This is a genomic window from Paenibacillus sp. Soil787 (assembly GCF_001429545.1).
Taxonomy (GTDB): Bacteria; Bacillota; Bacilli; order Paenibacillales; family NBRC-103111; genus Paenibacillus_E.
On record NZ_LMSP01000045.1, the window covers coordinates 148,508 to 171,374 of the forward strand.

Consider the following 22,867-nt stretch of genomic DNA (forward strand, 5'->3'; position numbering starts at 1 on the left):
AGGGGGAAGCTGCTGTTTTGCATTCATAGGGTGGAAGTGAGATAATCGAGGGTGGATAACATTAGGAATTGATTTGGAGGGACTTTTCGTGCGCTTCGAACGAATATGTTTAATTGTATTGGATAGTGTAGGCATCGGCGAATTACCGGATGCCAAGCAATTTGGCGATAGTGGCGCTCACACACTAGGACATATTGCAGAGAAAGTAAGCGGATTTGCACTCCCTAATTTACAGCGAATGGGACTGGGGAGCATAGCTGAGATTAAAGGGATTCCTGCTGCAGATTCACCCGAAGGATATTATGGAAAAATGGCTGAGGTATCTGTTGGGAAAGACACGATGACTGGACACTGGGAATTGATGGGGCTTCGAATCACTACACCATTTAATGTATTCCCCGAAGGATTTCCAGCTAAATTGATTTCTCAATTTGAGGAGGAGACAGGTCGTAAGGTCATTGGCAATAAACCGGCCTCAGGCACTGAAATTTTAGACGAGCTCGGAGAAGAGCAGATGAAAACAGGGGCATGGATCGTTTATACATCTGCCGATAGTGTATTTCAATTAGCTGCGCATGAAGACATCATTCCGTTAGATGAGCTGTATCGGGCATGTAAGATTGCCAGACGGTTAACCATGCAGGATGAGTTTGCAGTAGGCAGAGTAATAGCAAGACCGTACCTCGGGGAGCCTGGCGCTTTCAAACGTACTCCGAATCGCCATGATTATGCCGTGAAGCCGCCAGCGCCAACGGTCATGAATCATTTGAAGGATGCTGGATTTGATGTGATTGCGATTGGAAAAATCAATGATATTTTTGATGGGGAAGGTGTTACAAAAGCCACTTCAACTAAAAGTAATCTAGATGGTATTCAGAAGACAATTGAAGTTCTGGGCACCTCGTACAAAGGACTGGCTTTTACGAATCTTGTAGATTTTGACTCGTTGTTTGGTCATCGTCGTGATCCTGAGGGCTATGGAAGGTCACTGGAGGAATTTGATGCTTATTTGCCTGAGCTCAAAGCGGGTTTAGGTCCGAACGATCTATTAATCCTTACAGCGGACCATGGCAATGATCCCGTACATCCGGGAACCGATCATACGCGCGAATATGTACCTATTTTGTTGTACAGTCCAAGCTTTCAATCACCTGCTTCGATTGGTATCCGCGGAACCTTTGCTGATCTTGGAGCAACTATCTCAGATAATTTTGGCGTGAGTGCTACCGATCAAGGTGAGAGCTTCTTACATCTTTTAAAATAAATAATTACGAAATACTCAGTTTATGTGAACTGAAATCGCTTAGGAGGAATCTATCCATGTCCGAGACGTCCATGATTCTCAAGATTCAAGAAGCAGCTGCATTTATTAGCAAGGAAACGAATATTAAACCCCAAATTGGACTGATTCTAGGTTCTGGTCTCGGCGTTCTTGCTGATCTTATTGAGCAGCCTATCGTTGTAGACTACTCGAAAATTCCCCATTTCCCAGTGTCTACCGTGGAAGGGCATGCCGGGGAATTGGTCGTTGGTACGATTCAAGGCAAGCAAGTGTTAGTGATGAAAGGCCGCTTTCATGCTTACGAAGGCTATGGTGCGGAAACGGTTTCTTTTCCAGTAAGAGTCATGAAAGAACTAGGTGTGGAAACGTTGATCGTCACGAATGCAGCTGGTGGAATCAATGAATCCTATCAGGTTGGCGATCTGATGGTCATAAGTGATCATCTGAATTTGACATACCGCAATCCACTCATCGGCCCGAATGATTCGGCTTTAGGTGTTCGCTTTCCGGATATGTCGGAAGCTTACAGCAAACGTCTGCGTAAATTGGCGCACGAAGTGGCGGCTTCACAGAACTTCCACTTACAAGAAGGCGTATATGTGGGACTCCTCGGACCTAACTATGAAACTCCTGCAGAGATTCGCATGTTCCGCACTTTAGGCGGCGATTCCGTTGGTATGTCGACTGTGCCTGAAGTGATTGTAGCACGTCATGCAGGAATTGAAGTGCTTGGTTTCTCCTGTATTTCGAATATGGCATCAGGTATTTTGGACCAGCCACTCTCGCATGCCGAAGTCATGGAAACGACGGAGAAAGTAAAGCCTAAGTTTTTGAAATTAGTACTTGGCATTATTGAAGCACTTTAACAAGAAGAGGAGAACAAAATGGAATTGACTTATATAGATAAAATAAAAGAAGCAGCGAGCTTTATTGAGCAGCGTTTGGGCAGTGTTAAGCCTGTTATCGGATTAGTTTTGGGATCAGGCTTGGGAGATATGGCTAATCAGGTTGAGCAGCCCATAGCTATCGACTATAGCGAGGTTCCTCACTTTCCCGTTTCAACCGTTGAAGGCCATGAAGGTCGGTTTGTTGTAGGCACACTAGAAGGTAAGCAAGTCATCGTTATGCAGGGACGTTTTCATTATTATGAAGGCTATGATATGAAAAAGGTTGTATTTCCTGTTTACGTCATGAAAGCGATCGGCGTTCAGACCGTTGTGATGACGAACGCGGCAGGCGGCATGAATCGAGCATTCAAAGCAGGAGATCTTATGGTCATTAGCGACCATCTGAATATGACGGGAGATAACCCGCTTATCGGGCCTAACCATGCTGATCTCGGTGTTCGTTTCCCAGACATGTCGGAAGCTTACAACCGTGAATATCGCAAGCTCGCGCATGAGCTGGCACAAACGGTCGTTGGAGAAGATGGCGTGCCGCTGCAGCTGCAGGAAGGGGTCTATGCGGGAATTACAGGACCAACCTACTGTACGCCAGCTGAACTTACGATGTTAGCTCGTATCGGTGGCGACGCGATTGGCATGTCCACAGTGGGAGAAGTTATTGCAGCTCGTCACGCAGGTCTTAAGGTATTAGGGATTTCGTGTATTACCGATATGGCGATAGGTGAAGAACTGGAACCATTGACGCATGAGCAGGTTGTAGCTGTTGCAAATCGGACGAAACCGAAGTTCATAGCTCTTGTTAAGGCCTTTGTTCGCGAGGTTCGTCTGGGATAATTTGGCTATATTTTTTATGAACTTTTAATGAAAAAAGGCTTCTATAGACCTATGAATTCGGAGGAAGTCATGCTAATATATAGTTAATTAGAACTATATATGAGGGTGTCCTAGATACGGATACCCATTCCATAACAAGGATGTGATGGAGCATGTCAGTCCAACAATTAATGGTCGCTAACTGTCCTAGATGCGGGAAAGTGTTCCAGAAAAATTTGCGAAACCAATGTTCAGATTGCAGCCGCAGCATGGATTCCATGCTTACGAGCAGTCTTGAATTTCTACGTAAAAATTATCGCTCAACGAATATACAATTCAGTGAAGCGACAGGTGTTTCCCATGAGCAAATGTATATTTGGATCAAAGAGGGGAAGCTGCTGCTTTCGGATTATCCGAATTTGAACTATCCCTGCGCTTCATGCTCGAGACCAATTCGTGTGCAAAAGCTGTGCCCGGATTGCTCGTACCGAATTGATCGCGATATTAGAAAATTGAAAGAGAAAGACAGAACTTTTCAACCACTTCTTAGAGAAAAACAAACAGCATCCGCTGGCGGTTTCCATATACGTGAGAGACTTAGTGGTGTGTAATTTATAACAAAATGGGTAATAGTAATGGTGATATCCCCCGATAAGGGGGATGTTTTTTGGAACGCCGCATTCACAATTTCGTCACAAAATATTCAAGGATTTGCCACTGACTATGTATGGGATTGTCTTAAAATGTTAGGTAGAATAGATGAAGTGAACACATTATGAGGGGGATATGCATGCAAAAGTGGATTTTCTTTGTGTTATTTATACTTGCGGGCGCATTGGGGCTGGGAGTCCTCTTTCAAGATATTTCTGGCCGCCAAGTGGCTAAGGAAGCAGAGGCTGCCGCTAGCAAAGGTCAACAGCTTAAAATTGCAGCTTCTAACTGGCAGTTCGATTCAGCAGATTATACGGTTAAAAGTGGTGAGCCTACGAAAGTTTCATTGTCTCTAAAAGAAGGTGTTCATGCGATTGAAATCGTAGGATTGGATATTAAGCTAGATAAAGAGAATCCTTCCAAGACAGTAACTTTTGATAAACCAGGTACTTATGAAATTCATTGTGTGCTTCCTTGTGGTGAAGGTCATGCCAAAATGAAATCCAAATTAGTTGTTTCTTAATTAAAAATGGTAGTATCAGAGGGGGCTATAGCAGCTCCCTTTTTTCGATTTTGAAGAGTATGCATACGAGGCAAGTTTTCAAACGAAACTCTTAGGTAAACTTAAGGAGGAATGCACATGAGAATGGTTGATTTAATCCATAAAAAACGTTCTGGTGAAGTGCTAAGTGAGCAAGAAATTACGTATATCGTTAGCGGATATACACGAGGTGATATTCCGGATTATCAAATGTCTGCTTTACTGATGGCTATTTTATTCAATGGGATGACTAGTGAAGAGATCTCATCTCTCACGCTAGCCATGGCAGGGTCGGGAGAAATGATCGATTTATCGGAGATTGCAGGAATTAAAGTGGATAAACACTCAACAGGCGGGGTTGGCGACAAAATAAGCCTTATTGTTGGACCTATTGTAGCTTCGCTTGGAATCCCTGTTGCCAAAATGTCTGGCAGAGGATTAGGACATACGGGTGGAACGGTAGATAAGCTGGAGTCGATTCCAGGCTTTCGGATTGAATTATCCAAAGAAGATTTTATTCATGCGGTCAATACAAATAAAATTGCCATCGTTGGCCAGAGTGGTAATTTAGCTCCTGCTGACAAGAAGATGTATGCACTTCGCGACGTAACTGCAACGGTAGATTCGATTCCCTTAATCGCCAGTTCAATTATGAGCAAGAAGATTGCTTCCGGAGCAGATGCCATTGTGCTGGACGTGAAAATAGGTTCAGGCGCTTTCATGAAAACGGTGGAAGATGCAAAAGCCCTGGCTCGTACGATGGTTGATATTGGAACGCAATTGAAACGGAACACGATTGCTATGATTACCGACATGGAGCAGCCGTTAGGACGTGAAATCGGAAACGCGAATGAGATACGCGAATCCATTGAGGTGCTCCGCGGTACTGGTGATAAGGAGCTGACTGAGGTAGCGATTTCGGTTGCAGCCTACATGTCGCTGCTGGGGAAAGCGTTTGAGAGCTTCGAGGAGGCTCAGGCGGCTGTCCGCGATATTGTCTTGAATGGAAAGGCGTTAGAGACTTTCAAGCGCTTCATAGCAAGCCAGGGGGGCGATCCGAATGTGGTAGACCAGCCTGAGCTCCTTCCGATGGCAGCTTATCATTTCGAAGTGCTCGCTGAGAAAGACGGCTTTATCAATCAGATCAATGCGGAACAAATCGGCATTGCCGCTATGCTGCTTGGTGCCGGTCGTGCGAAGAAGGAAGATCAGATTGATTATGCAGTGGGTCTTACTTTGAATAAGAAAATCGGTGACGAGGTGAAGATTGGGGAATCAATCTGTACCATTCATGCGAATCAACAGGATGTGGAGGCAGTCGAGACCATGATTCAAGGGGCCTATCGCATCGAGACAAGCAAGCCTGCACCTGTTCAATTAATTTATGATGTGATTATCTAATGCCAAATGATTGCCCAAGCACTTTCCACTCGGAAAGTGCTTTTTTATTTTCTTCCTTTTGGAATATTTTGTGCGGAAATCGTCAAGACTGATTAGCAGTCATTCAAGCTGCAAGTGTCAGGCTTTCACTTCATACATCTCAGGAGGGGTACAATTGCTATGCGAAAAAAAGGGCTAATAAGTTTAATCTGTTTACAGCTATGTTTGATGCTGCTCTTACCGGCTGCGTATGCGGAAGAGAAGAATGCACCTTCGGTCGATTTGACACCGAATGCACAATCTGCTGTGTTAATGGATGCAGACACGGGCACGGTCATTGCCGAAAAGAATAAGGATGCAAAGCTTCCTCCGGCCAGTATTACGAAAATAATGACGATGCTGCTCATTATGGAAGCTATCGACAAAGGCAACATTAAGATGGGTGAGAAGGTCAAGGTCAGTGAATACGCGGCTTCCATGGGTGGATCGCAAATTTTCCTTGAGCCTGGCGAAGAGATGACCGTTGAGGAAATGCTGAAGGGGATTGCCATGGCTTCCGGCAACGATGCATCCGTAGCAATGGCCGAGAAAATCGCAGGATCGGAAGAGAATTTTGTGCAAATGATGAACGAGCGTGCACAGCAGTTAGGCATGAATAACACTCATTTCTCAAACTGCAACGGACTGCCTGTGGCCAATCATTATACTTCAGCGAATGATATCGCCATCATGTCGAGAGAACTGCTCAAGCATGAGGAAATTACTAAATTTACAGGTGCTTATCAAGACTATCTGCGGAAAGAAACAGCAACTCCATTCTGGCTCGTGAATACAAACAAGCTGGTTCGCTTCTACAACGGTGCAGATGGTCTGAAAACGGGATACACAAGCGAAGCGAAATTCTGCTTATCTGCAACAGCCAAACGGGAAAATTTACGTGTCGTTGCTGTGGTCCTCGGTGAACCGAATACAAAAACACGGAATGCTGAAGTTACGAAGCTGTTTGATTACGCTTTTGCGCAATTTACGAACTATCCTTTGTTTAAGTCAGGCGACAGTCTTGGAAATTTTACGATTAATAAAGGTCAGGTTTCGACAGTACCGTTAGTCGCGAAGCAAAATTATAGCATTTTAATGAAAAAGGGCTCCGTGACTGGGGAGATTCGACATGAGTTGAAACTCGATCCTAACATAAAAGCTCCGATTGCCATGGGGCAGCCTATCGGTAGAATTATTGTATACAATGGGGATAATTTGCTTGCTGAATACCCGCTTGAGTCTCCTGTTGCTGTAGATAAAGCATCTTGGTGGAAGCTATTTAAGCGAACCACATCGCATCTGTTTCATACGGATTAATGGTGAGAATTCGCGAATAAACGCAGTTTTCTTCTAGTTTTAGCAGTTTTCTTCTAGTTTTGTCGGGGTGCAGGAGATTCCCTCTCAGTTGTAGAAACTTAAGTTTCATGATGGGGTCTTTGAGTAAGCTCAAAGTCTCTCAGCTGAGAGGAGTGAACATGTTGAGCCTGCAAATTGAATTCGAGCAAGGAAGAAGAGCGCTGATTGTTAGATTGAAAGGCGAGCTGGATCATCACACAGCCGATGTTGTGAAGGCGAGGATGGAGGAAGCGATTGCCAAAGAGCACACGCGCCATTTGATCCTTAGTTTGAAGGATCTATCCTTCATGGACAGCTCAGGTCTAGGCGTCATACTCGGACGCTATAAGCAGATTACGAGTAAAGGCGGCAAAATGGTCGTCTGTGATGTTGCTCCTGCTGTCTATCGCTTGTTCGAGCTTTCTGGAATGTTCAAGATTGTATCTATACAGGACAACGAACGCAATGCAATGTCCAGTTTGGAGGTTGCATTATGAGCGAACATAACTTTATGACTCTAGAGTTTGCCAGTCGTTCGGAGAATGAAGCTTTTGCTCGTGTAGCCGTTGCTGCTTTCGTCTCTCAATTGGATCCTACGCTGAATGAATTGACCGATATTAAGACGGTTGTTTCTGAAGCAGTAACGAATTCGATTATTCATGGTTATAACAATAGAACGGATGGCGTTATCATCATTTCGACGCAAATTGATGATGATGTGGTTCGGATTACGATTGAAGACAAGGGTTCAGGTATTGCTGATTTAGAACAGGCGAAACAGCCGCTATATACATCCAAACCAGAGTTGGAACGCTCTGGCATGGGTTTCACGATTATGGAAAATTTCATGGACGAAGTAGAAGTTGTGACGGCCGTCGGAATCGGAACCAAAATAAACATGTTGAAGCGAATTGAATCTAAAAAAGCTTTATACAATTAGGGGTTTGATCTATGGATGTCGATCTGAAACATGCTTCTCATAGTTATTTAGACGATTCGGAAGTCAAACGGTTAATCGCCCTCAGCCAATCCGGAGATGGACTCGCCAGAGAAACACTTGTCAGCTGCAATATCCGTTTGGTTTGGTCTGTGGTTCAACGTTTCTTGAACCGAGGATACGAAGCCGAAGACTTGTTCCAGATCGGTTGTATCGGGCTCCTGAAGTCCGTGGACAAATTCGATCTATCTTATGATGTAAAGTTTTCAACCTATGCGGTACCGATGATTATCGGTGAAATTCAACGTTTTCTTCGCGATGACGGAACACTTAAAGTAAGCCGTTCGCTCAAAGAATTGGCGAATAAGATTCGCAAGACGAAGGACGAGCTGTCGAAGCGGCTAGGCAGATTGCCTACGATCAAAGAGGTCGCAGAGGAGCTTATGGTCACGGCGGAGGAAGTTGTTTTCGCGCAAGAGGCGAATAAACCTCTCTCTTCCATCCATGAGACCGTCTTTGAGAACGATGGTGATCCAATCACACTAATGGATCAAATTTCGGATGAGTCCGGTGAGAAGTGGTTCGAAAAGCTTGCGCTGAATGAAGCGATTGGGACGCTGTCGGAGCGAGAACGGCTCATTGTTTATCTCCGTTATTTCCGGGACCAAACGCAATCCGAGGTCGCAAGCAGGCTAGGTATTTCCCAAGTGCAGGTATCACGATTGGAAAAGAAAATCTTGCAATCGATTAAAGATCAGATTGCTCAATAACAGGCTTTGAGATAGATAACCGTTCCTCCTAAGAGGAACGGTTATTTGTCTATGTAGAGATATAGGCTCGATTTGTGTATAATACATATTGAAAATAACGGACTCGACTTTTCTGCGAGTGAAAAGTCAAAGAAATGAACATAGGAGTGTGTATTTTTTGAATTATAGTGAATGGAAGGATTCATGGTTTTTTAATATTCGTAAGGATGTTTTGTCCGGTATAACGGTTGCCTTAGCTTTGATTCCCGAAGCCATTGCGTTTTCCATTCTAGCAGGCGTAGACCCGATGGTTGGCTTGTATGCTTCTTTCATTATTGCCATAGTCATATCCTTTACAGGCGGTCGGATGGGGATGATTTCAGCGGCTACAGGTGCGATGGCCTCCCTTATGGGTCCTTTAGTTGCCAAATATGGGATTGAATATTTGTTTGCAGCCAGTATTTTGACAGGTGTCATTCAATATGTGATGGGTGTTTTGAAATTTGGCAAATTCATTACGTTTATTCCGCACTCTGTCATTGTCGGATTTGTTAATGCACTCGCCATTATTATTTTCATGGCTCAACTTACGAATTTCAACGGGGCAAGCTGGCAGATGTATGCCATGGTAGCAGGTACTTTGGCTATTATTTATTTGCTGCCTTTGATCACGAAAGCCATACCGTCTGCTCTGGTAGCCATTATCGTGATGACGATTCTGTCAATTAACTTAGAGCTAGATTTACGAACGGTTGGTGATATGGGTGAAATTACACAGACTTTACCGTTCTTCCATATTCCTAACTTAACGTTATCTATTCAAGCAATTGGCTATATATTTCCTATTTCCTTGGCATTAGCCGTTGTAGGTATGACCGAATCTCTGATGACTGCAACGATTGTAGACGAAATGACTGAAACGAAAAGTGATAAAAATAAAGAGGTAAGAGGGCAGGGCATAGCCAATATTGTGTCTGGCTTTTTCGGTGGGATGGCAGGTTGTGCCATGATTGGTCAAACGGTTATTAATGTGAAATCGGGCGGACGATCCCGACTATCTACCTTTGTTTCAGGCGTTTTCCTGCTGTTCTTAATCATGGTATTAGGCAATGTGGTCAAGCAAATTCCAATGGCCGCGCTAGTTGGGGTAATGTTCATGGTGTCTGTGGGCACATTTGACTGGCAGTCACTTAGAACGATAGTCAAAATTCCGCGAAGCGACGCGTTAGTCATGATCATTACAGTAGCCATTGTAGTAGCAACTTCCAATTTAGCAATAGGCGTATTATCAGGGGTAATTTTAAGTGCAGTGATATTTGGTTGGAGATCGGCCAAAATTAAGGCGCATAAATCAAGCGACAGGAATGGCGCAAAAATATATCACATTTCAGGCCAGTTGTTTTTTGGAACAATGACACATTTTATTGATCTATTTGATTATAGAAGCGACCCCGAGACAATTACGATTGATTTTAGCTCATCTCATGTTTGGGACCATTCCGCTGTGACAGCAATAACCAAAACGATTTCGAAATATGAGCAACTGAATAAAAAAGTCATTTGTATAGGTTTAAATGAGGAAAGTAAATTAATGGTTGAACAAGTCAGATAGCCTGCAACGAATAAAAAAGAGCCGCTGATTACCAGGATTCTTCACTGGGTAGTTTGCGGCTTTTTGTAATCACGAACGTGTTTATCGGGCAGAGTGCCTGTCGTCTGAATAAAATCTCACGCAGTAAATTCCGCATAAGCCAACGACCGTATAAACGATGCGGCTTATACCGGAAGATGCACGATGAGAATCTCCTCCCAATAAAGCAGAAACTAAATCCCATTGGAAAAGCCCAACCAAGAGCCAATTCAGCGCACCAATAATGACTAGTGTTAACGCGAATTTTGCCATGTTATCACCTTCTTTATATGGAATAAGTTATCGTTATTCGATCTTACTATGCCATAATGCAGGTGACATTATTCCTGGAGAATTTACCATCTTATCCGGTGTTTATGGGAAGGAAAGATTTTGCATACTACTCTTATACATGGAGGATTCACCGTAAAGCTCTGAGAGGAGTGAAACCATGGTTCGAGAGGGAAAACCCTGTCTATACATCCGACTTCGACGAAAAGCTAGCGTTCGCAAAGGGAATATTGTGTATTTACATCATATCGCTCAGATTTTCGTGGAGCCTGAATATGAAAAAGCTCTAAACGAGTTGATCATTCATCATCCTCAACATGAAGATGGCAATCGCGTTCTCATTGACATGATGCTGATCGTTCGTAAAGTGAAAGCTCTTTATCCACAGCTGCAAGTTGAGCATTTCGGAGAACCTCATGTGCTTCTCGAGATTATCTCCGATCCTAGAAAGCCAAGTCCAATACTTATCGGATTGGTTTGGTTGCTCTTGTTCATCGGTTCGGGACTGGCCATCATGAATTTTCATGCTGATGTGTCCATGTTGGAAGTTCACCAACGAATTTATGAATTGATGACAGGGAAAAAGGTGGAACATCCGCTCATTCTACAAATCCCTTATTCCCTTGGGATAGGAGTTGGCATGGTCATTTTTTTCAACCATCTATTTAAGAAGAAATTCAATGAAGAACCAAGCCCGCTTGAAGTAGAGATGTTCATGTACCAGGAAAATATAAACCATTATGTGATAACAGAAGAATACATCAAAATTCATGAGGAAGGAGACCGTCCGTGATTACCCAATTGGGGGAAGCCTTCTTGGCGGCTTTTATCGGGTTAGCTGGAGGGATCGCTGTTGGCAGCGGCATGGTCGCGTTCCTTGTAGTGCTGGATATTATTCCAAGACTTGCTCAGATCACACGTTCGTTTTCGAAAATTCATGTTTATGAAGCAGCTGTTGTGATGGGCTCACTCCTATTTACTTGGGTTGATTTCAGCGATGCTAAGGTACACCTTTTTCCGATGGGAACAGCACTAGTGGGCATATTTGCCGGTTGTTTTGTTGGAATGTTAGCGGCCGCATTAACGGAAATCATTAACGTGCTGCCTATTCTCGCCAAGCGTGTTGGCATGGGATCTTACATGATTTTGCTGCTCATGGCAATGATTTTCGGTAAAGTATTCGGATCCTTGTTCGAATGGTTATTTTATTAACGTGTGTTAAAGGAGGCGCTCAAGTGAAGTTTATTGTGAAAAAGGGAAATGGGAGCGGTCAGAATGACTCGAACGAACCAAACGAATCGAACAATTCGAACAAATCGCAGGAACAGAATGAGAAACTGGCCATAGATGAGGAAGGGAATTTATCTGATTACAATCCAATAACGGACATGACGTCTGAGGAGAAGGCATACAAAGTCCAGGAGGATATCCCTAGAAGTCTTCGAGAAATTCGAAGGGTGCTGGAAGAACGAGTAGGACTCGATCGAAGCTTTGATCTCATCCTCAGAGAAATGGTGTTCGGATCCAAGCGCGTAGGCATCTTCTATTGCAATGGATTTGCCAAAGATACGGTGTTAACCGATATCATTACACGTCTCACTTATGCGGATGAAGAATCCGTCTCACATCATACATTGGAAGCATTCATTGAGAAATTAATTCCGCACATTCAAGTGAAGACCTATAAGAAAATGTCTGAAATCGTAGGACAAGTATTGATGGGCGGAACGGCGTTTTTCATTGAAGGGGAGACAGCGGGCATTACGGTCGATGCCAAAAGTTTTCCCATTCGCTCGATCGCTGAACCTGACTTGGAGCGGGTTGTCCGAGGTTCTCGAGATGGCTTCGTCGAAACCCTTTTATTGAATGTGACCCTTGTTAGACGTAGAATTCGCGATGAGAGATTTAAGCTGGAAATCATGCAAATCGGCAAAAGAACCAAGACGGATATCTGTGTGGCTTATATCAATGATATCGCTGATGCGGACTTGGTTCAAGCTGTGAAAGATAAAATAAAGAATGTTGAAATCGACGGACTTCCTCTAGCTGAAAAACAACTGGAAGAAGCGATAGTAAATAAGGGTTGGAATCCTTACCCGATGGTACGGTATTCGGAACGGCCGGATGTTGTCTCCGCTCATTTACTTGAAGGACATGTATGTATTTTTTTGGACACATCTCCGAGTGTCATGATTCTGCCCACCACATTTTTCCATCATGTGCAGCATGCAGAAGAATATCGACAAACGCCATTCATCGGTACTTATTTAAGGTGGGTGCGCTTTGCAGGCATTATGGCTTCGATTTTCCTGCTACCGCTTTGGTTTATGATGGTTATGGATCCTTCCTTAAAACCGGCGGGGCTAGAATTCCTCGGTCCGCAAAAAGAAGGAGCACTGCCGCTATTGGTTCAATTCTTGTTAGCGGATATAGGGATCGATCTCATGCGAATGGCTGCTGTTCATACACCTACACCTCTCGCTACCGCAATGGGTTTGGTTGCAGCCATTTTGGTTGGAGATATCGCGGTAAAAACAGGTCTCTTTATCAATGAGGTTATCCTATATTTGGCACTCGCCTCCATTGGGATGTTCGCGACACCGAGCTATGAATTGGGTCTAGCTAACCGAATAGTAAGGCTCGCTCTTTTAATCATCGTGGCGATCTTCCATGTCCCCGGATTTGTAGTGGGTTCAACGCTATGGTTGATTCTGTTGGCCACAAGGAAATACTTTAACGCACCCTATATGTGGCCCCTTATTCCATTTAATGCCAAAAGCTTCTTTGCCATCCTGGTTCGTCGTCCAGTGCTTGCTGGCAAAACACGGCTAAGTATTACAAAGCCAATTGACGGCACACGTCAACCAAAATCTAAATAACAGAAAATAGGCAGGGAATTCTCCTGTCCTTTTTTGCTTTAATGTCGAAGCATGTATTGTCAAAAGCTTATTCCATATGGTACTTTTAATAGTAATGTACATTAACCTCTTTGGCGGAATATAGCAAGAAGATGGTTCAGGGAGAAGGGGAAATAAAGCTATGTATTTACATGGTACCAGTAAAATAAACGACCAAGGGCACCTCGAAATCGGCGGTGTCGATGCAACGAAATTGGTTGCTGAATATGGCACCCCTTTATATGTATTTGATGAAGCGTTAGTTCGTGGGCGCTGCCGTGAATTTGTAGAAGCTTTCAAAACATCCGGTCTGAAATTCCAAGTGGCTTATGCCAGCAAAGCATTCTGCGTAATGGCCATGTGCCGAATTGTAGAAGAAGAAGGAATGTCACTTGACGTTGTTTCCGATGGTGAGCTTTATACAGCGCTTCAAGCAGGTTTTCCAGCGGACCGAATTCATTTCCATGGCAATAACAAAACTATCTCTGAATTGGAAATGGCGATCGATGCCAAAATCGGCTGTTTCGTTGTAGATAATTTTGTCGAACTTCAAATGTTGAATGCAATAGCCGAAGAGAAGCGCCAAAAGGTGAAGATATTACTGCGTATTACGCCAGGCGTTGAGGCACATACGCATGAATATATTTCTACAGGCCAGGAGGATTCCAAATTCGGTTTCGACATGGGCAATGGATCGGCTTTCCGCGCTGTTCAAGAGGCTTCACAATTAAGCTATTTGGAACTATTGGGCGTTCATTCCCATATTGGCTCCCAAATTTTTGAAGTGGAAGGCTTCCGCATGGCAGCTGAGAAAGTGGCTGGCTTTGCTGTTCAAGTTCGCAAAGAAATAGGCGTTACGTTCAAGGTTATTAACCTTGGCGGCGGTTTCGGAATTCGTTATGTGAGCGATGATAGCCCACTTCCGGTTGCCGTTTATGTCAAAGCTATTACAGACGCAATTAAAGACAACTTTGGCAGCAATGATTTTCCAATGCCCGAAATTTGGGTTGAACCAGGTCGCAGTATCGTAGGTGACGCTGGAACTACGTTGTACACTGTAGGTACAACCAAGGATATCCCAGGGGTGCGTAAATACGTAGCTGTTGATGGCGGCATGACGGATAATCCACGTCCTGCTTTGTATGATGCTGTATATGAAGCAATGTTGGCTAACCGCGCTACAGAGCAACCAACTGAGGTAGTATCTATTGCAGGAAAATGCTGTGAGAGCGGCGATATGCTGATCTGGGATCTGAACCTGCCTAAAGTAAGTTCAGGGGACGTTTTAGCTGTATCTTGTACAGGAGCATACAATTATGCAATGGCAAGCAATTATAACCGTATCCGTCGTCCTGGCGTTGTGTTCGTGAAAGATGGTCAAAGCGATCTCGTCGTGAAACGTGAATCGTTCGATAACATCGTTGGTAACGACATCATTCCTGCAAGAATGAAACAAATGAGCGAGACCGTTTAAATGTAATAAAAAGAAGGAAACCTGAGCTTTCACGGGGTTTCCTTCTTTGCATTTCTGTCATCTCGCATTGTCGAGATGACAGGTCAGTTCTAGCTTCCCAAGTTAGAAATATAGCGCAGTTTGTGAAATAGAAGTTTTCATAGTAGAATAAGATATTATTTCCTAAAGGAGTGGACCACAAATGGCCAAACAAGCAAAAATTAAACTAGCAGGTGGCGGCGAAGTCGTTATCGATCTTTTCGAAAATGATGCACCGAATACCGTTGCTAACTTTGAAAAATTAGCAAATTCCGGTTTCTACAACGGACTTGTTTTTCATCGTGTAATTCCAGGATTCGTAGCACAAGGTGGTTGTCCTACAGGAACAGGAACAGGTGGCCCTGGTTACCAAATCGACTGTGAAATCAACCCGAACAAACATGAGCGCGGCTCCTTGGCTATGGCTCATGCAGGCAGAAATACAGGTGGCAGCCAGTTCTATATTGCTTACCAACCGCAACCGCATTTGGATGGACAACATACCGTATTCGGTAAAGTATCCAAAGGCATGGAGTTAGTTGATGCTTTCAAAGGCAAAGATTTGATGGAGAAAGTTGAAGTTGTAGAAGTATAAATCGTCATCTTCGAAAAGGAAGTCTGTTGATTCATTTCAACAGGTTTCTTTTTTGATTTAATTCCGAGTGAATTCATTGAAAAAGTAAGAAATTAATGTAAAAAGGAAAAAAGCACTTGCTTTTTGTAAGTGTGAGTGATAAATTTTTCATTATCAAAGTAATTTTTAGCTAGTTCTTAGTTGTAAGTTACTTTTATATGTATGCAAAACCTTCGGGGCGTGGTGAAATTCCACACCGGCGGTGATTCGATAACATGTACCCGTTACATGATTTCGATAAGTCCGTGACCCGTATTGAAGCTAGCGGTACCTGATACACAGCTTCGCTACGGCTGATCCGGTGCAATTCCGGAACCGACAGTATAGTCTGGATGGGAGAAGGAAAACGCGAACATTTGATTTCGCTATGCATACTTGTACATTTTTTCACGTAAACAAAAATTCGGCAGGTCTGTTTTTTGAAGCAGATACGTCGGTGTTGTTTGATTTGATCAAAAATGCGGCAAGTATGGATGGTAGAAGCTTCTTCGTGTTATCTAGACAATCTCTGGCCCCTATCCGATAAACGGAGGGGCCTTTTTGCATTCAAATTTTGGGATGGACCAGAAAGGCGGTGAACTTCGTGCATGTACTGAATGATGAAGCTTACATGAGACTTGCTCTGCAAATGGCTGAAAGTGCTCTTGGTCAGACGGGGATTAATCCCGTAGTAGGTTGTGTACTTGTGAAAAATGGACGCATCGTTGGCATGGGAGCACACCTGAAGCGCGGACAAGGCCATGCCGAGGTTCTCGCCTTGCAAATGGCAGGCGAGGAAGCTAAGGGCAGCACCGCTTATGTGACATTAGAGCCGTGCAGTCACTTTGGCAAGACACCACCTTGCAGCGACCGCCTCATTGAGGCGGGAGTGACACGGGTTGTCGTAGCTGGAACTGATCCTAACCCGCAGGTTGCTGGGACAGGCATCGCTAAGCTGCGAGAGCATGGTCTTGACGTGACAGTTGGGCTGCTTGCAGAGGAGGCCGCGGCTATGAACGAGGCCTTCAACAAATACATCGTCACCCGCATGCCTTATGTGACGATGAAGACTGCGAGCACGCTCGACGGTCGCATCGCCTCGCAAACCGGCGATAGCAAGTGGATCACGTCGCCAGCGTCGCGTGCCTTCGTTCATACCCTGCGTCATCGGCACCAGGGGATCATGGTCGGCGTCAGCACGGTCATTGCTGACGACCCGCTGCTGAGCGCGCGCGGCGACGTACCGGCTGTGCAGCCGGTACGGATCGTCGCGGACTCGCGCTTGCGAGTCCCGCTGGGCGCCCGGGTGCTCACAGAGCAGGATCGTCAGCCGACGATCCTGCTCGCGAGTGCACAGGCGCCCCATGCGCGGCGTGCCGCGCTGGAAGCGCGCGGCATCACGGTCCTCACCTGCGGGGACGGCCCGCAGGTGGATCTGACGCTCGCCATGCGGCAGCTCGGCGAGCGCGAGATCGGCTCCATCCTCCTAGAGGGTGGAGGGAAGCTCAACGGCGCCATGCTGGAGCGGCGCCTGATCGATAAGCTGGTGCTGATGTTTGCGCCGAAAATCATCGGCGGCGGCTCTGCAGCACCTGTTAACATCAACTTCGATGGCTTCGCGAAGATGGATGATGCGATTACGCTCGACCGACTCAAGGTCGAGCAGTTCGGACCGGATATTTGCATAACCGGCTATCCGAATTATAAGAGCTAACGAATGGAGGACTTGCATGTTTACCGGAATTATCGAAGAAATCGGCCACATGCGCCGCATTCATAGTCAAGGGCAAGCAATGGTGTTGACTATCGCTGCCAAGAAAGTGCTGGAAGATATCCATCTGGGTGACAGTATTTCTGTCAATGGCGTCTGTTTGACGGTCATCTCCTTTGATAGCGACTCATTTTCCGCGGATGTTATGCCAGAGACGTACCGCAAGACGAATCTTCGCAAACTACAAACAGGCACACGCGTGAATTTGGAGCGGGCTATGGCAGTGAATGGTCGGTTCGGTGGGCACATTGTTCAAGGGCATGTGGATGCAACCGCAACGATTCTTTCACGAATATCCGAAGAAAATGCTGTCGTTTACCGGTTCGAACCGGAGAATAAGCACATTTTCCGATACATTATTTCCGGGGGTTCCATCACAATTGACGGAATAAGCCTTACTGTTGTTGATGTCAACGATCGTGAAGTGGCGGTTTCCATCATCCCGCATACTCTCGCTCAAACGGTTCTACATGATAAAAAGGCCGGAGATACGGTCAACATGGAATGTGACGTGCTAGGTAAATATATGGAGCGTCTACTTAAGTTCGGTCCATCCGAATCTTCGAATGGAACCGGGAAAAAGCAAAGTACGCTGACTGCGAGCTTTCTTGCCGATAACGGCTTTATGTAGTAGTACGAAGAAAGCTTTGCTAAAGCAAAGTCAGTTTACGCTTACGAAGAAAGCTTTGCTAAAGCAAAGCTCAGTTTACGCTTACGAAGAAAGCTTTGCTAAAGCAAAGCTCAGTTTACGCTTACGAAGAAAGCTTTGCTAAAGCAAAGCTCTAAGGAGAGGTGAATATGACACAAATAAACTTCAACACCATAGAAGAAGCGCTAGACGATCTCAAACTAGGTAAAGTCATTATTGTTGTAGACGATGAAGACCGTGAGAACGAAGGCGACTTTATCGCTCTTGCTGATAAAACTACACCAGAGGTCATTAATTTCATGATCAGGGAAGGACGCGGACTCGTTTGTGCACCTATAACGGAAGAGCGTGCACAAGAACTTGATCTGCCTCCCATGGTTGCTCGGAATACGGATTATCACGGAACAGCGTTTACCGTTTCTGTTGACCATATGGATACAAGCACAGGGATATCTGCGCATGAGCGTTCAAGAACGATCATGGGCTTGATTGATCCCGAAACAAAACCACAGGATTTCCGCAGACCTGGTCATATTTTCCCTCTGATTGCCAAGAAGGGCGGTGTCCTCCGCAGAGCTGGACATACCGAAGCGACGATTGATCTAGCTATCTTGTGTGGCTCTTACCCAGCAGGCGTCATCTGTGAAGTCATCAAAGAAGACGGGACGATGGCACGTGTACCGGATCTGATGGAGATTGCCGATAAACACGATTTGCGTATTATTACGATTCAGGACTTAATTCATTACCGGAATCAGCAGGAGAAATTGGTTGAGCGTGAAGTTGAAATTAAGCTTCCAACCGATTTTGGCACTTTCAAGGCTATTGCCTATACGAACCTACTGGATAACAAAGAGCATGTGGCCCTTGTCAAAGGAACAATTGACCCTTCCAAACCAACGTTGGTACGCGTGCATTCCGAGTGCTTGACTGGAGATGTCTTCCATTCTCATCGCTGTGACTGCGGTCCACAACTGGATGCCGCATTAAAACAGATTGATGAAGAGGGCAATGGTGTATTATTATATATGCGACAGGAAGGCCGCGGAATCGGTTTAATCAATAAATTGAAGGCTTATGCCTTACAAGAGCAGGGATTAGACACCGTAGAAGCGAATATTAAGCTTGGCTTTGCTCCAGATCTTCGGGATTATGGGATTGGGGCGCAAATTTTGAAAGATCTTGGCATCACGCAACTTCGTCTATTAACGAATAATCCACGCAAAATTAAAGGACTTGAAGGCTACGGCCTTGAAGTTGTTGAGCGGGTTCCGATTCAAATGGATAGTAAGGCTGATAACCTCAGTTATTTACAAACGAAGAAAAACAAGCTTGGTCATATGCTGAGTTTTCATGACTCGGGCAGCGGCATCTAAATCCAATCTAAACCAAATAACTTGTTCAAATAGGAAAGGGAGAATCTCACCATGGCTAACATTTTTGAAGGACATTTAATTTCGCAAAACTTGAAATATGGTATCGTTGTAGGTCGTTTCAATGAATTTATTACATCTAAATTGTTGGGTGGCGCACAGGACGCTCTGAAACGTCATGGCGTAAATGAAGACGAAGTAGATATTGCTTGGGTACCAGGCGCATTCGAACTTCCGCTAATCGCTCAAAAAATGGCTGAAAGCGGAAAGTATGATGCTGTTATTACATTAGGTGCGGTAATTAGAGGATCAACTCCGCATTTTGATTATGTGTGCAGCGAAGTTGCGAAGGGTGTTTCTGCTATTAACCTGAAAACAGGTGTTCCTACGATTTTCGGTGTATTGACGACAGATTCCATTGAGCAAGCGGTGGAACGTGCGGGTACCAAAGCTGGAAATAAAGGCTGGGAAGCTGCTGTAACAGCGATTGAAATGGCGAATTTGACGAAGCAATTCACTTCGTAATGCTTTCTTATTATCATTTGGAAACACTGCTGCCCAGGTTGTTCGCTTTTCTAATCGCAATGACGCTGCACGATGCGGCTCATGCGGGGGTAGCTTGGCTGCTCGGAGATCGTACAGCTCGAGAAAGCAAACGGTTATCGCTAAACCCCTTGGCACATCTAGATGCCTTGGGGCTAGCTATGATCGTCTTCGGTCCATATGGCTGGTCAAAGAGATTACCGGTAGATGAATCACGATTTAAGAAGAGACCGAGGCTTTCCCACACACTTGTCTATTTAGCGGGACCTTTTACGAATTTACTGCTCGTTTTGTTCTTCTGGTGGCTCTATTTCTTTCTTCCGGCTTTGGCAGGAGGAGGGACAGAATCCATTGCCGTTGAACAGTGGCGAGTCTATTTGCAGTACTGTGTCATCGTCAATTTAATGATTTGCCTAATACATATGCTGCCCCTTTATCCGCTCGACGGATGGTTTATTTTGAAAGGACTTGTTGCTTCCCGCAAGCAAGGATGGTTTGCACGTAATCAACGCTATGCACTTATTTTAGTTATTGTTTTACTAGTTACACCAGTTGGTCAATGGGCACTCGGACATATTTATCCGTTTGCCGCGCAGTTTGTTATGAATCTATTTTCACTATGACAAGGGGGAACGAAATGAAAGTAACCTATAAGTTAGAAGCATTTGAAGGCCCCCTTGATCTATTACTTCATCTTATCGATAAAAATGAACTCGACATTTATAATATTCCGATCAAAGAAATAACAGATCAGTACTTGGGTTATGTTCAAGCTATGCATGAATTGGAGCTGGATATTACGAGCGAATTTCTTGTGATGGCAGCAACACTTCTCTCTATCAAGAGCAAAATGCTATTACCTAAGCCGCCCGTTATTGAATTTGATGAATATTTTGATGATATGGACGACTCTCTAGATCCTCGCGCAGAACTTGTTGCGAAGCTAATTGAATATCGTAAGTACAAATCAATTGCCGATATGCTTAGGGATAAAGAAGTAGAACGCAGTCTCGTGTACACGCGAGAACCAGAGGATTTGACATCATACCTGCCTGACATTCAGGAGAACCCTGTTGAGGGGCTTGATGTCGCAGATCTATTGTTTGCCTTTCAGAGAACGTTAAGGAAGCTGGCTAACCGCAATGTGGTTACGAGAATACGCAGAGATGAAATTTCCGTTAAAGATCGTATCCGCGAAGTTATTGACTTACTTAAGTTCAAAGGCGGTAAGCTGCTTTTCTCAAAGCTATTTGATTACGAAATGACACGTGAAGAAATTGTTGTGACTTTCTTAGCGATTCTCGAATTAATGAAAATGAAAAAAGTTATTTGTTATCAATACAAGCTATTTGAAGACATCGTCATCCAAGCGAAAGAGGAGGTTTCTGACATTGACACTCAATTTCCAACAGATGAAATCAATTATTGAAGGACTGCTCTTTGCCTCTGGCGACGAAGGATTGGATGCCAAGCAATTAGCTGAAGTCATGGAGCTTGATCTTTATTTGGTTCGTGATCTGCTCAAAGATATGAGAACGGAGTTCAAACGAAAGGGTCGCGGCATTCAGATTGTGGAGGTAGCTGGGGCGTATCAGTTAACGACCTTAGCTGAGCATGCGCCTTATTTTGAACGTCTTGCTTATTCACCATCGCGATCATCCCTATCGCAAGCCGCGTTAGAGACTTTATCCATCGTCGCTTATAAACAGCCAATTACAAGAGTTGAAATTGAGGAGATTCGCGGCGTGAAATGCGACCGGGCCTTGGCAACCTTAACCGGCAAAGATTTAATAACGGAAGTCGGACGCGCTGATGCGGTAGGTAGACCGATTTTGTACGGAACCTCTAAGCAATTTCTAGAATATTTCGGTCTTAGTTCGATTACGGAACTGCCGGATTCGGCAAGCTTCCAAGGGAATTTCGACTTGGAAGAAGAGACGCGTCTATTATTCGACCGAATAGGCGGGGATCAGAAGCAAATTACTCTTGATGATGTAAGTGATGAAACTGAATAATACACATGCATTTCATTTCCTTTTTAGGGTCATACTAACTCCACCTACGAGAAGATTTTTTCTTGCAGGCGGAGTTTTTTGTTAAGCGGAGAGACTTTGAGCGTAGCTCAAAGATCCCAAAGCGGAGAGACTTTGAGCGTAGCTCAAAGATCCCTATATTAGGAGGGATTCTAGTTGTTGTGGCTGGGAATTGTCATTCTTTTTATCATTTTTGCGATCGTGGTTTTCTTATTCAGTTTCATTCGTGGAGAGTTCAACTTCACTCGAGTGAAGGACAACGATACGTTATCCGTGGAAATGCGGGCGTTATTTGGGCTTATACGCTATCGTTACGTCATTCCAATCATACAATTCAAAAGCTTAACGAAGGGGATTATGATAAAATCGGAAACCGTCACCAAATCCAGTTCCGAACTTAAAGATGAAACCAAGGATCATATCACGAAAGATAAAATAATTAACATATACAAAGAAGCAAAGGTAGCACTTGTACATACATTAAACTTTAACGATTGGATGAAGCAGACATTAGCGAAAGTAGAGTGTACCGATTTGAAATGGATAACTCACATAGGTGTAGGTGATGCTCCTGAAACAGCGATTACATCAGGAGCAATATGGGGAATCAAATCTTCGCTGCTTGGCTTTTCCATTCGCTATGTGAACCTAAAGGCACAACCGCACATCGATGTTATACCGCAATATAATGAGAAGCATTTTTCAACCGATTTTCGTTTTGCAGGACGTATTCGCGTATGGTTTATTGTAGTTGCAGCAATTCGTTTGATTAGCAGAGCGGCCAAAGTAAAAGGTGGTATTCGTACATGGATTCAAATCGTTATGAAGACAAGGGCACGAGTTAAAACGGCTTCTTGAAGTGTACATAACGATAATCCACTAAGGGCATTCTATAAATGAACCATTATTGCTTTTTGACGTTTGTGCTTCCAGGTTTATCTGG

25 protein-coding genes and 1 riboswitch are annotated in these 22,867 nt (G+C 44.4%); of the genes, 24 read left to right on the forward strand and 1 reads right to left on the reverse strand.

Annotated elements, in window-relative coordinates:
• Positions 1-88 precede the first annotated feature (88 nt).
• From deoB to ASG93_RS29440, 11 genes are all read left to right on the forward strand, one after another.
• Positions 89-1,264: a phosphopentomutase gene (gene deoB, locus ASG93_RS29390; protein WP_056837954.1), complete on the forward strand. Its 1,176-nt coding sequence runs from the start codon at positions 89-91 to the stop codon at positions 1,262-1,264.
• A gap of 56 nt (positions 1,265-1,320) precedes the next feature.
• On the forward strand, positions 1,321-2,148 hold the full coding sequence (locus tag ASG93_RS29395) for a purine-nucleoside phosphorylase (protein ID WP_056837956.1): 828 nt from the start codon (positions 1,321-1,323) through the stop codon (positions 2,146-2,148).
• Positions 2,149-2,166: 18 nt separating this feature from the next.
• Positions 2,167-3,021, forward strand: coding sequence for a purine-nucleoside phosphorylase (locus ASG93_RS29400; RefSeq protein ID WP_056837958.1), 855 nt, complete (start codon positions 2,167-2,169; stop codon positions 3,019-3,021).
• A gap of 152 nt (positions 3,022-3,173) precedes the next feature.
• A complete protein-coding gene (locus tag ASG93_RS29405; RefSeq protein WP_056837960.1) occupies positions 3,174-3,611 on the forward strand; it encodes a hypothetical protein in 438 nt (145 codons plus the stop codon).
• Positions 3,612-3,790: 179 nt separating this feature from the next.
• Positions 3,791-4,174 (forward strand): cupredoxin domain-containing protein, encoded by a 384-nt coding sequence (locus ASG93_RS29410; RefSeq protein WP_056837962.1) that lies wholly within the window; start codon positions 3,791-3,793, stop codon positions 4,172-4,174.
• Between the two features lie 117 nt (positions 4,175-4,291).
• Positions 4,292-5,593 (forward strand): pyrimidine-nucleoside phosphorylase, encoded by a 1,302-nt coding sequence (locus tag ASG93_RS29415; RefSeq protein ID WP_056837964.1) that lies wholly within the window; start codon positions 4,292-4,294, stop codon positions 5,591-5,593.
• Positions 5,594-5,752: 159 nt separating this feature from the next.
• Entirely contained in the window at positions 5,753-6,928 is a 1,176-nt protein-coding gene (locus ASG93_RS29420) for a D-alanyl-D-alanine carboxypeptidase family protein (protein ID WP_056837965.1), read from the forward strand.
• 161 nt (positions 6,929-7,089) lie between these two features.
• A complete protein-coding gene (gene spoIIAA / locus ASG93_RS29425; protein ID WP_047674049.1) occupies positions 7,090-7,443 on the forward strand; it encodes an anti-sigma F factor antagonist in 354 nt (117 codons plus the stop codon).
• Positions 7,440-7,886: an anti-sigma F factor gene (gene spoIIAB, locus ASG93_RS29430; protein ID WP_029192951.1), complete on the forward strand. Its 447-nt coding sequence runs from the start codon at positions 7,440-7,442 to the stop codon at positions 7,884-7,886. The genes spoIIAA and spoIIAB overlap by 4 nt, the downstream gene beginning before the upstream one ends.
• 11 nt (positions 7,887-7,897) lie before the next feature.
• The gene (gene sigF, locus ASG93_RS29435) at positions 7,898-8,653 is read left to right on the forward strand and encodes an RNA polymerase sporulation sigma factor SigF (protein ID WP_056837966.1); all 756 of its coding nucleotides are present in this window, start codon (positions 7,898-7,900) and stop codon (positions 8,651-8,653) included.
• 157 nt (positions 8,654-8,810) lie between these two features.
• Entirely contained in the window at positions 8,811-10,244 is a 1,434-nt protein-coding gene (locus tag ASG93_RS29440) for a SulP family inorganic anion transporter (RefSeq protein WP_056837967.1), read from the forward strand.
• A gap of 81 nt (positions 10,245-10,325) precedes the next feature.
• On the opposite strand, the gene ASG93_RS29445 is transcribed toward ASG93_RS29440, so the two are convergent.
• Positions 10,326-10,535 (reverse strand): DUF378 domain-containing protein, encoded by a 210-nt coding sequence (locus ASG93_RS29445; protein ID WP_056837969.1) that lies wholly within the window; start codon positions 10,533-10,535, stop codon positions 10,326-10,328.
• Between the two features lie 178 nt (positions 10,536-10,713).
• Between ASG93_RS29445 and ASG93_RS29450 the strand changes: the two genes are divergently transcribed.
• From ASG93_RS29450 to ASG93_RS29510, 13 genes are all read left to right on the forward strand, one after another.
• Positions 10,714-11,346, forward strand: a complete 633-nt coding sequence (locus ASG93_RS29450; protein WP_056837971.1) for a stage V sporulation protein AA — start codon at positions 10,714-10,716, stop codon at positions 11,344-11,346.
• Positions 11,343-11,765 (forward strand): stage V sporulation protein AB, encoded by a 423-nt coding sequence (locus ASG93_RS29455; protein ID WP_056837973.1) that lies wholly within the window; start codon positions 11,343-11,345, stop codon positions 11,763-11,765. Before ASG93_RS29450 ends, ASG93_RS29455 begins: the two co-directional genes overlap by 4 nt.
• A complete protein-coding gene (locus ASG93_RS29460; RefSeq protein WP_056837975.1) occupies positions 11,750-13,432 on the forward strand; it encodes a spore germination protein in 1,683 nt (560 codons plus the stop codon). Before ASG93_RS29455 ends, ASG93_RS29460 begins: the two co-directional genes overlap by 16 nt.
• A gap of 160 nt (positions 13,433-13,592) precedes the next feature.
• Positions 13,593-14,924 (forward strand): diaminopimelate decarboxylase, encoded by a 1,332-nt coding sequence (gene lysA / locus ASG93_RS29465; RefSeq protein WP_056837977.1) that lies wholly within the window; start codon positions 13,593-13,595, stop codon positions 14,922-14,924.
• A gap of 181 nt (positions 14,925-15,105) precedes the next feature.
• Complete coding sequence (locus ASG93_RS29470; RefSeq protein ID WP_056837979.1) at positions 15,106-15,537, forward strand: peptidylprolyl isomerase; 432 nt, start codon at positions 15,106-15,108, stop codon at positions 15,535-15,537.
• A gap of 204 nt (positions 15,538-15,741) precedes the next feature.
• A riboswitch (FMN riboswitch) is annotated at positions 15,742-15,924 on the forward strand.
• A 262-nt stretch (positions 15,925-16,186) separates the two neighbouring features.
• Complete coding sequence (gene ribD, locus ASG93_RS29475) at positions 16,187-17,269, forward strand: bifunctional diaminohydroxyphosphoribosylaminopyrimidine deaminase/5-amino-6-(5-phosphoribosylamino)uracil reductase RibD (RefSeq protein ID WP_056838215.1); 1,083 nt, start codon at positions 16,187-16,189, stop codon at positions 17,267-17,269.
• Between the two features lie 16 nt (positions 17,270-17,285).
• Positions 17,286-17,957: a riboflavin synthase gene (ribE, locus tag ASG93_RS29480; protein WP_056837981.1), complete on the forward strand. Its 672-nt coding sequence runs from the start codon at positions 17,286-17,288 to the stop codon at positions 17,955-17,957.
• A 167-nt stretch (positions 17,958-18,124) separates the two neighbouring features.
• Positions 18,125-19,351 carry a bifunctional 3,4-dihydroxy-2-butanone-4-phosphate synthase/GTP cyclohydrolase II gene (locus ASG93_RS29485; protein ID WP_056837983.1) on the forward strand — a complete coding sequence of 409 codons (1,227 nt, stop codon included), beginning with the start codon at positions 18,125-18,127 and terminating at the stop codon, positions 19,349-19,351.
• A 51-nt stretch (positions 19,352-19,402) separates the two neighbouring features.
• On the forward strand, positions 19,403-19,873 hold the full coding sequence (gene ribE / locus ASG93_RS29490; RefSeq protein ID WP_029192962.1) for a 6,7-dimethyl-8-ribityllumazine synthase: 471 nt from the start codon (positions 19,403-19,405) through the stop codon (positions 19,871-19,873).
• Positions 19,873-20,514: a site-2 protease family protein gene (locus ASG93_RS29495; RefSeq protein ID WP_056837985.1), complete on the forward strand. Its 642-nt coding sequence runs from the start codon at positions 19,873-19,875 to the stop codon at positions 20,512-20,514. The genes ribE (ASG93_RS29490) and ASG93_RS29495 overlap by 1 nt, the downstream gene beginning before the upstream one ends.
• A gap of 14 nt (positions 20,515-20,528) precedes the next feature.
• On the forward strand, positions 20,529-21,320 hold the full coding sequence (locus ASG93_RS29500; protein ID WP_056837987.1) for a segregation and condensation protein A: 792 nt from the start codon (positions 20,529-20,531) through the stop codon (positions 21,318-21,320).
• A complete protein-coding gene (scpB, locus tag ASG93_RS29505) occupies positions 21,304-21,906 on the forward strand; it encodes an SMC-Scp complex subunit ScpB (RefSeq protein WP_056837989.1) in 603 nt (200 codons plus the stop codon). The genes ASG93_RS29500 and scpB overlap by 17 nt, the downstream gene beginning before the upstream one ends.
• 174 nt (positions 21,907-22,080) lie before the next feature.
• Positions 22,081-22,782 (forward strand): DUF2953 domain-containing protein, encoded by a 702-nt coding sequence (locus ASG93_RS29510; RefSeq protein ID WP_056837991.1) that lies wholly within the window; start codon positions 22,081-22,083, stop codon positions 22,780-22,782.
• The last annotated feature ends 85 nt before the right edge of the window (positions 22,783-22,867 follow it).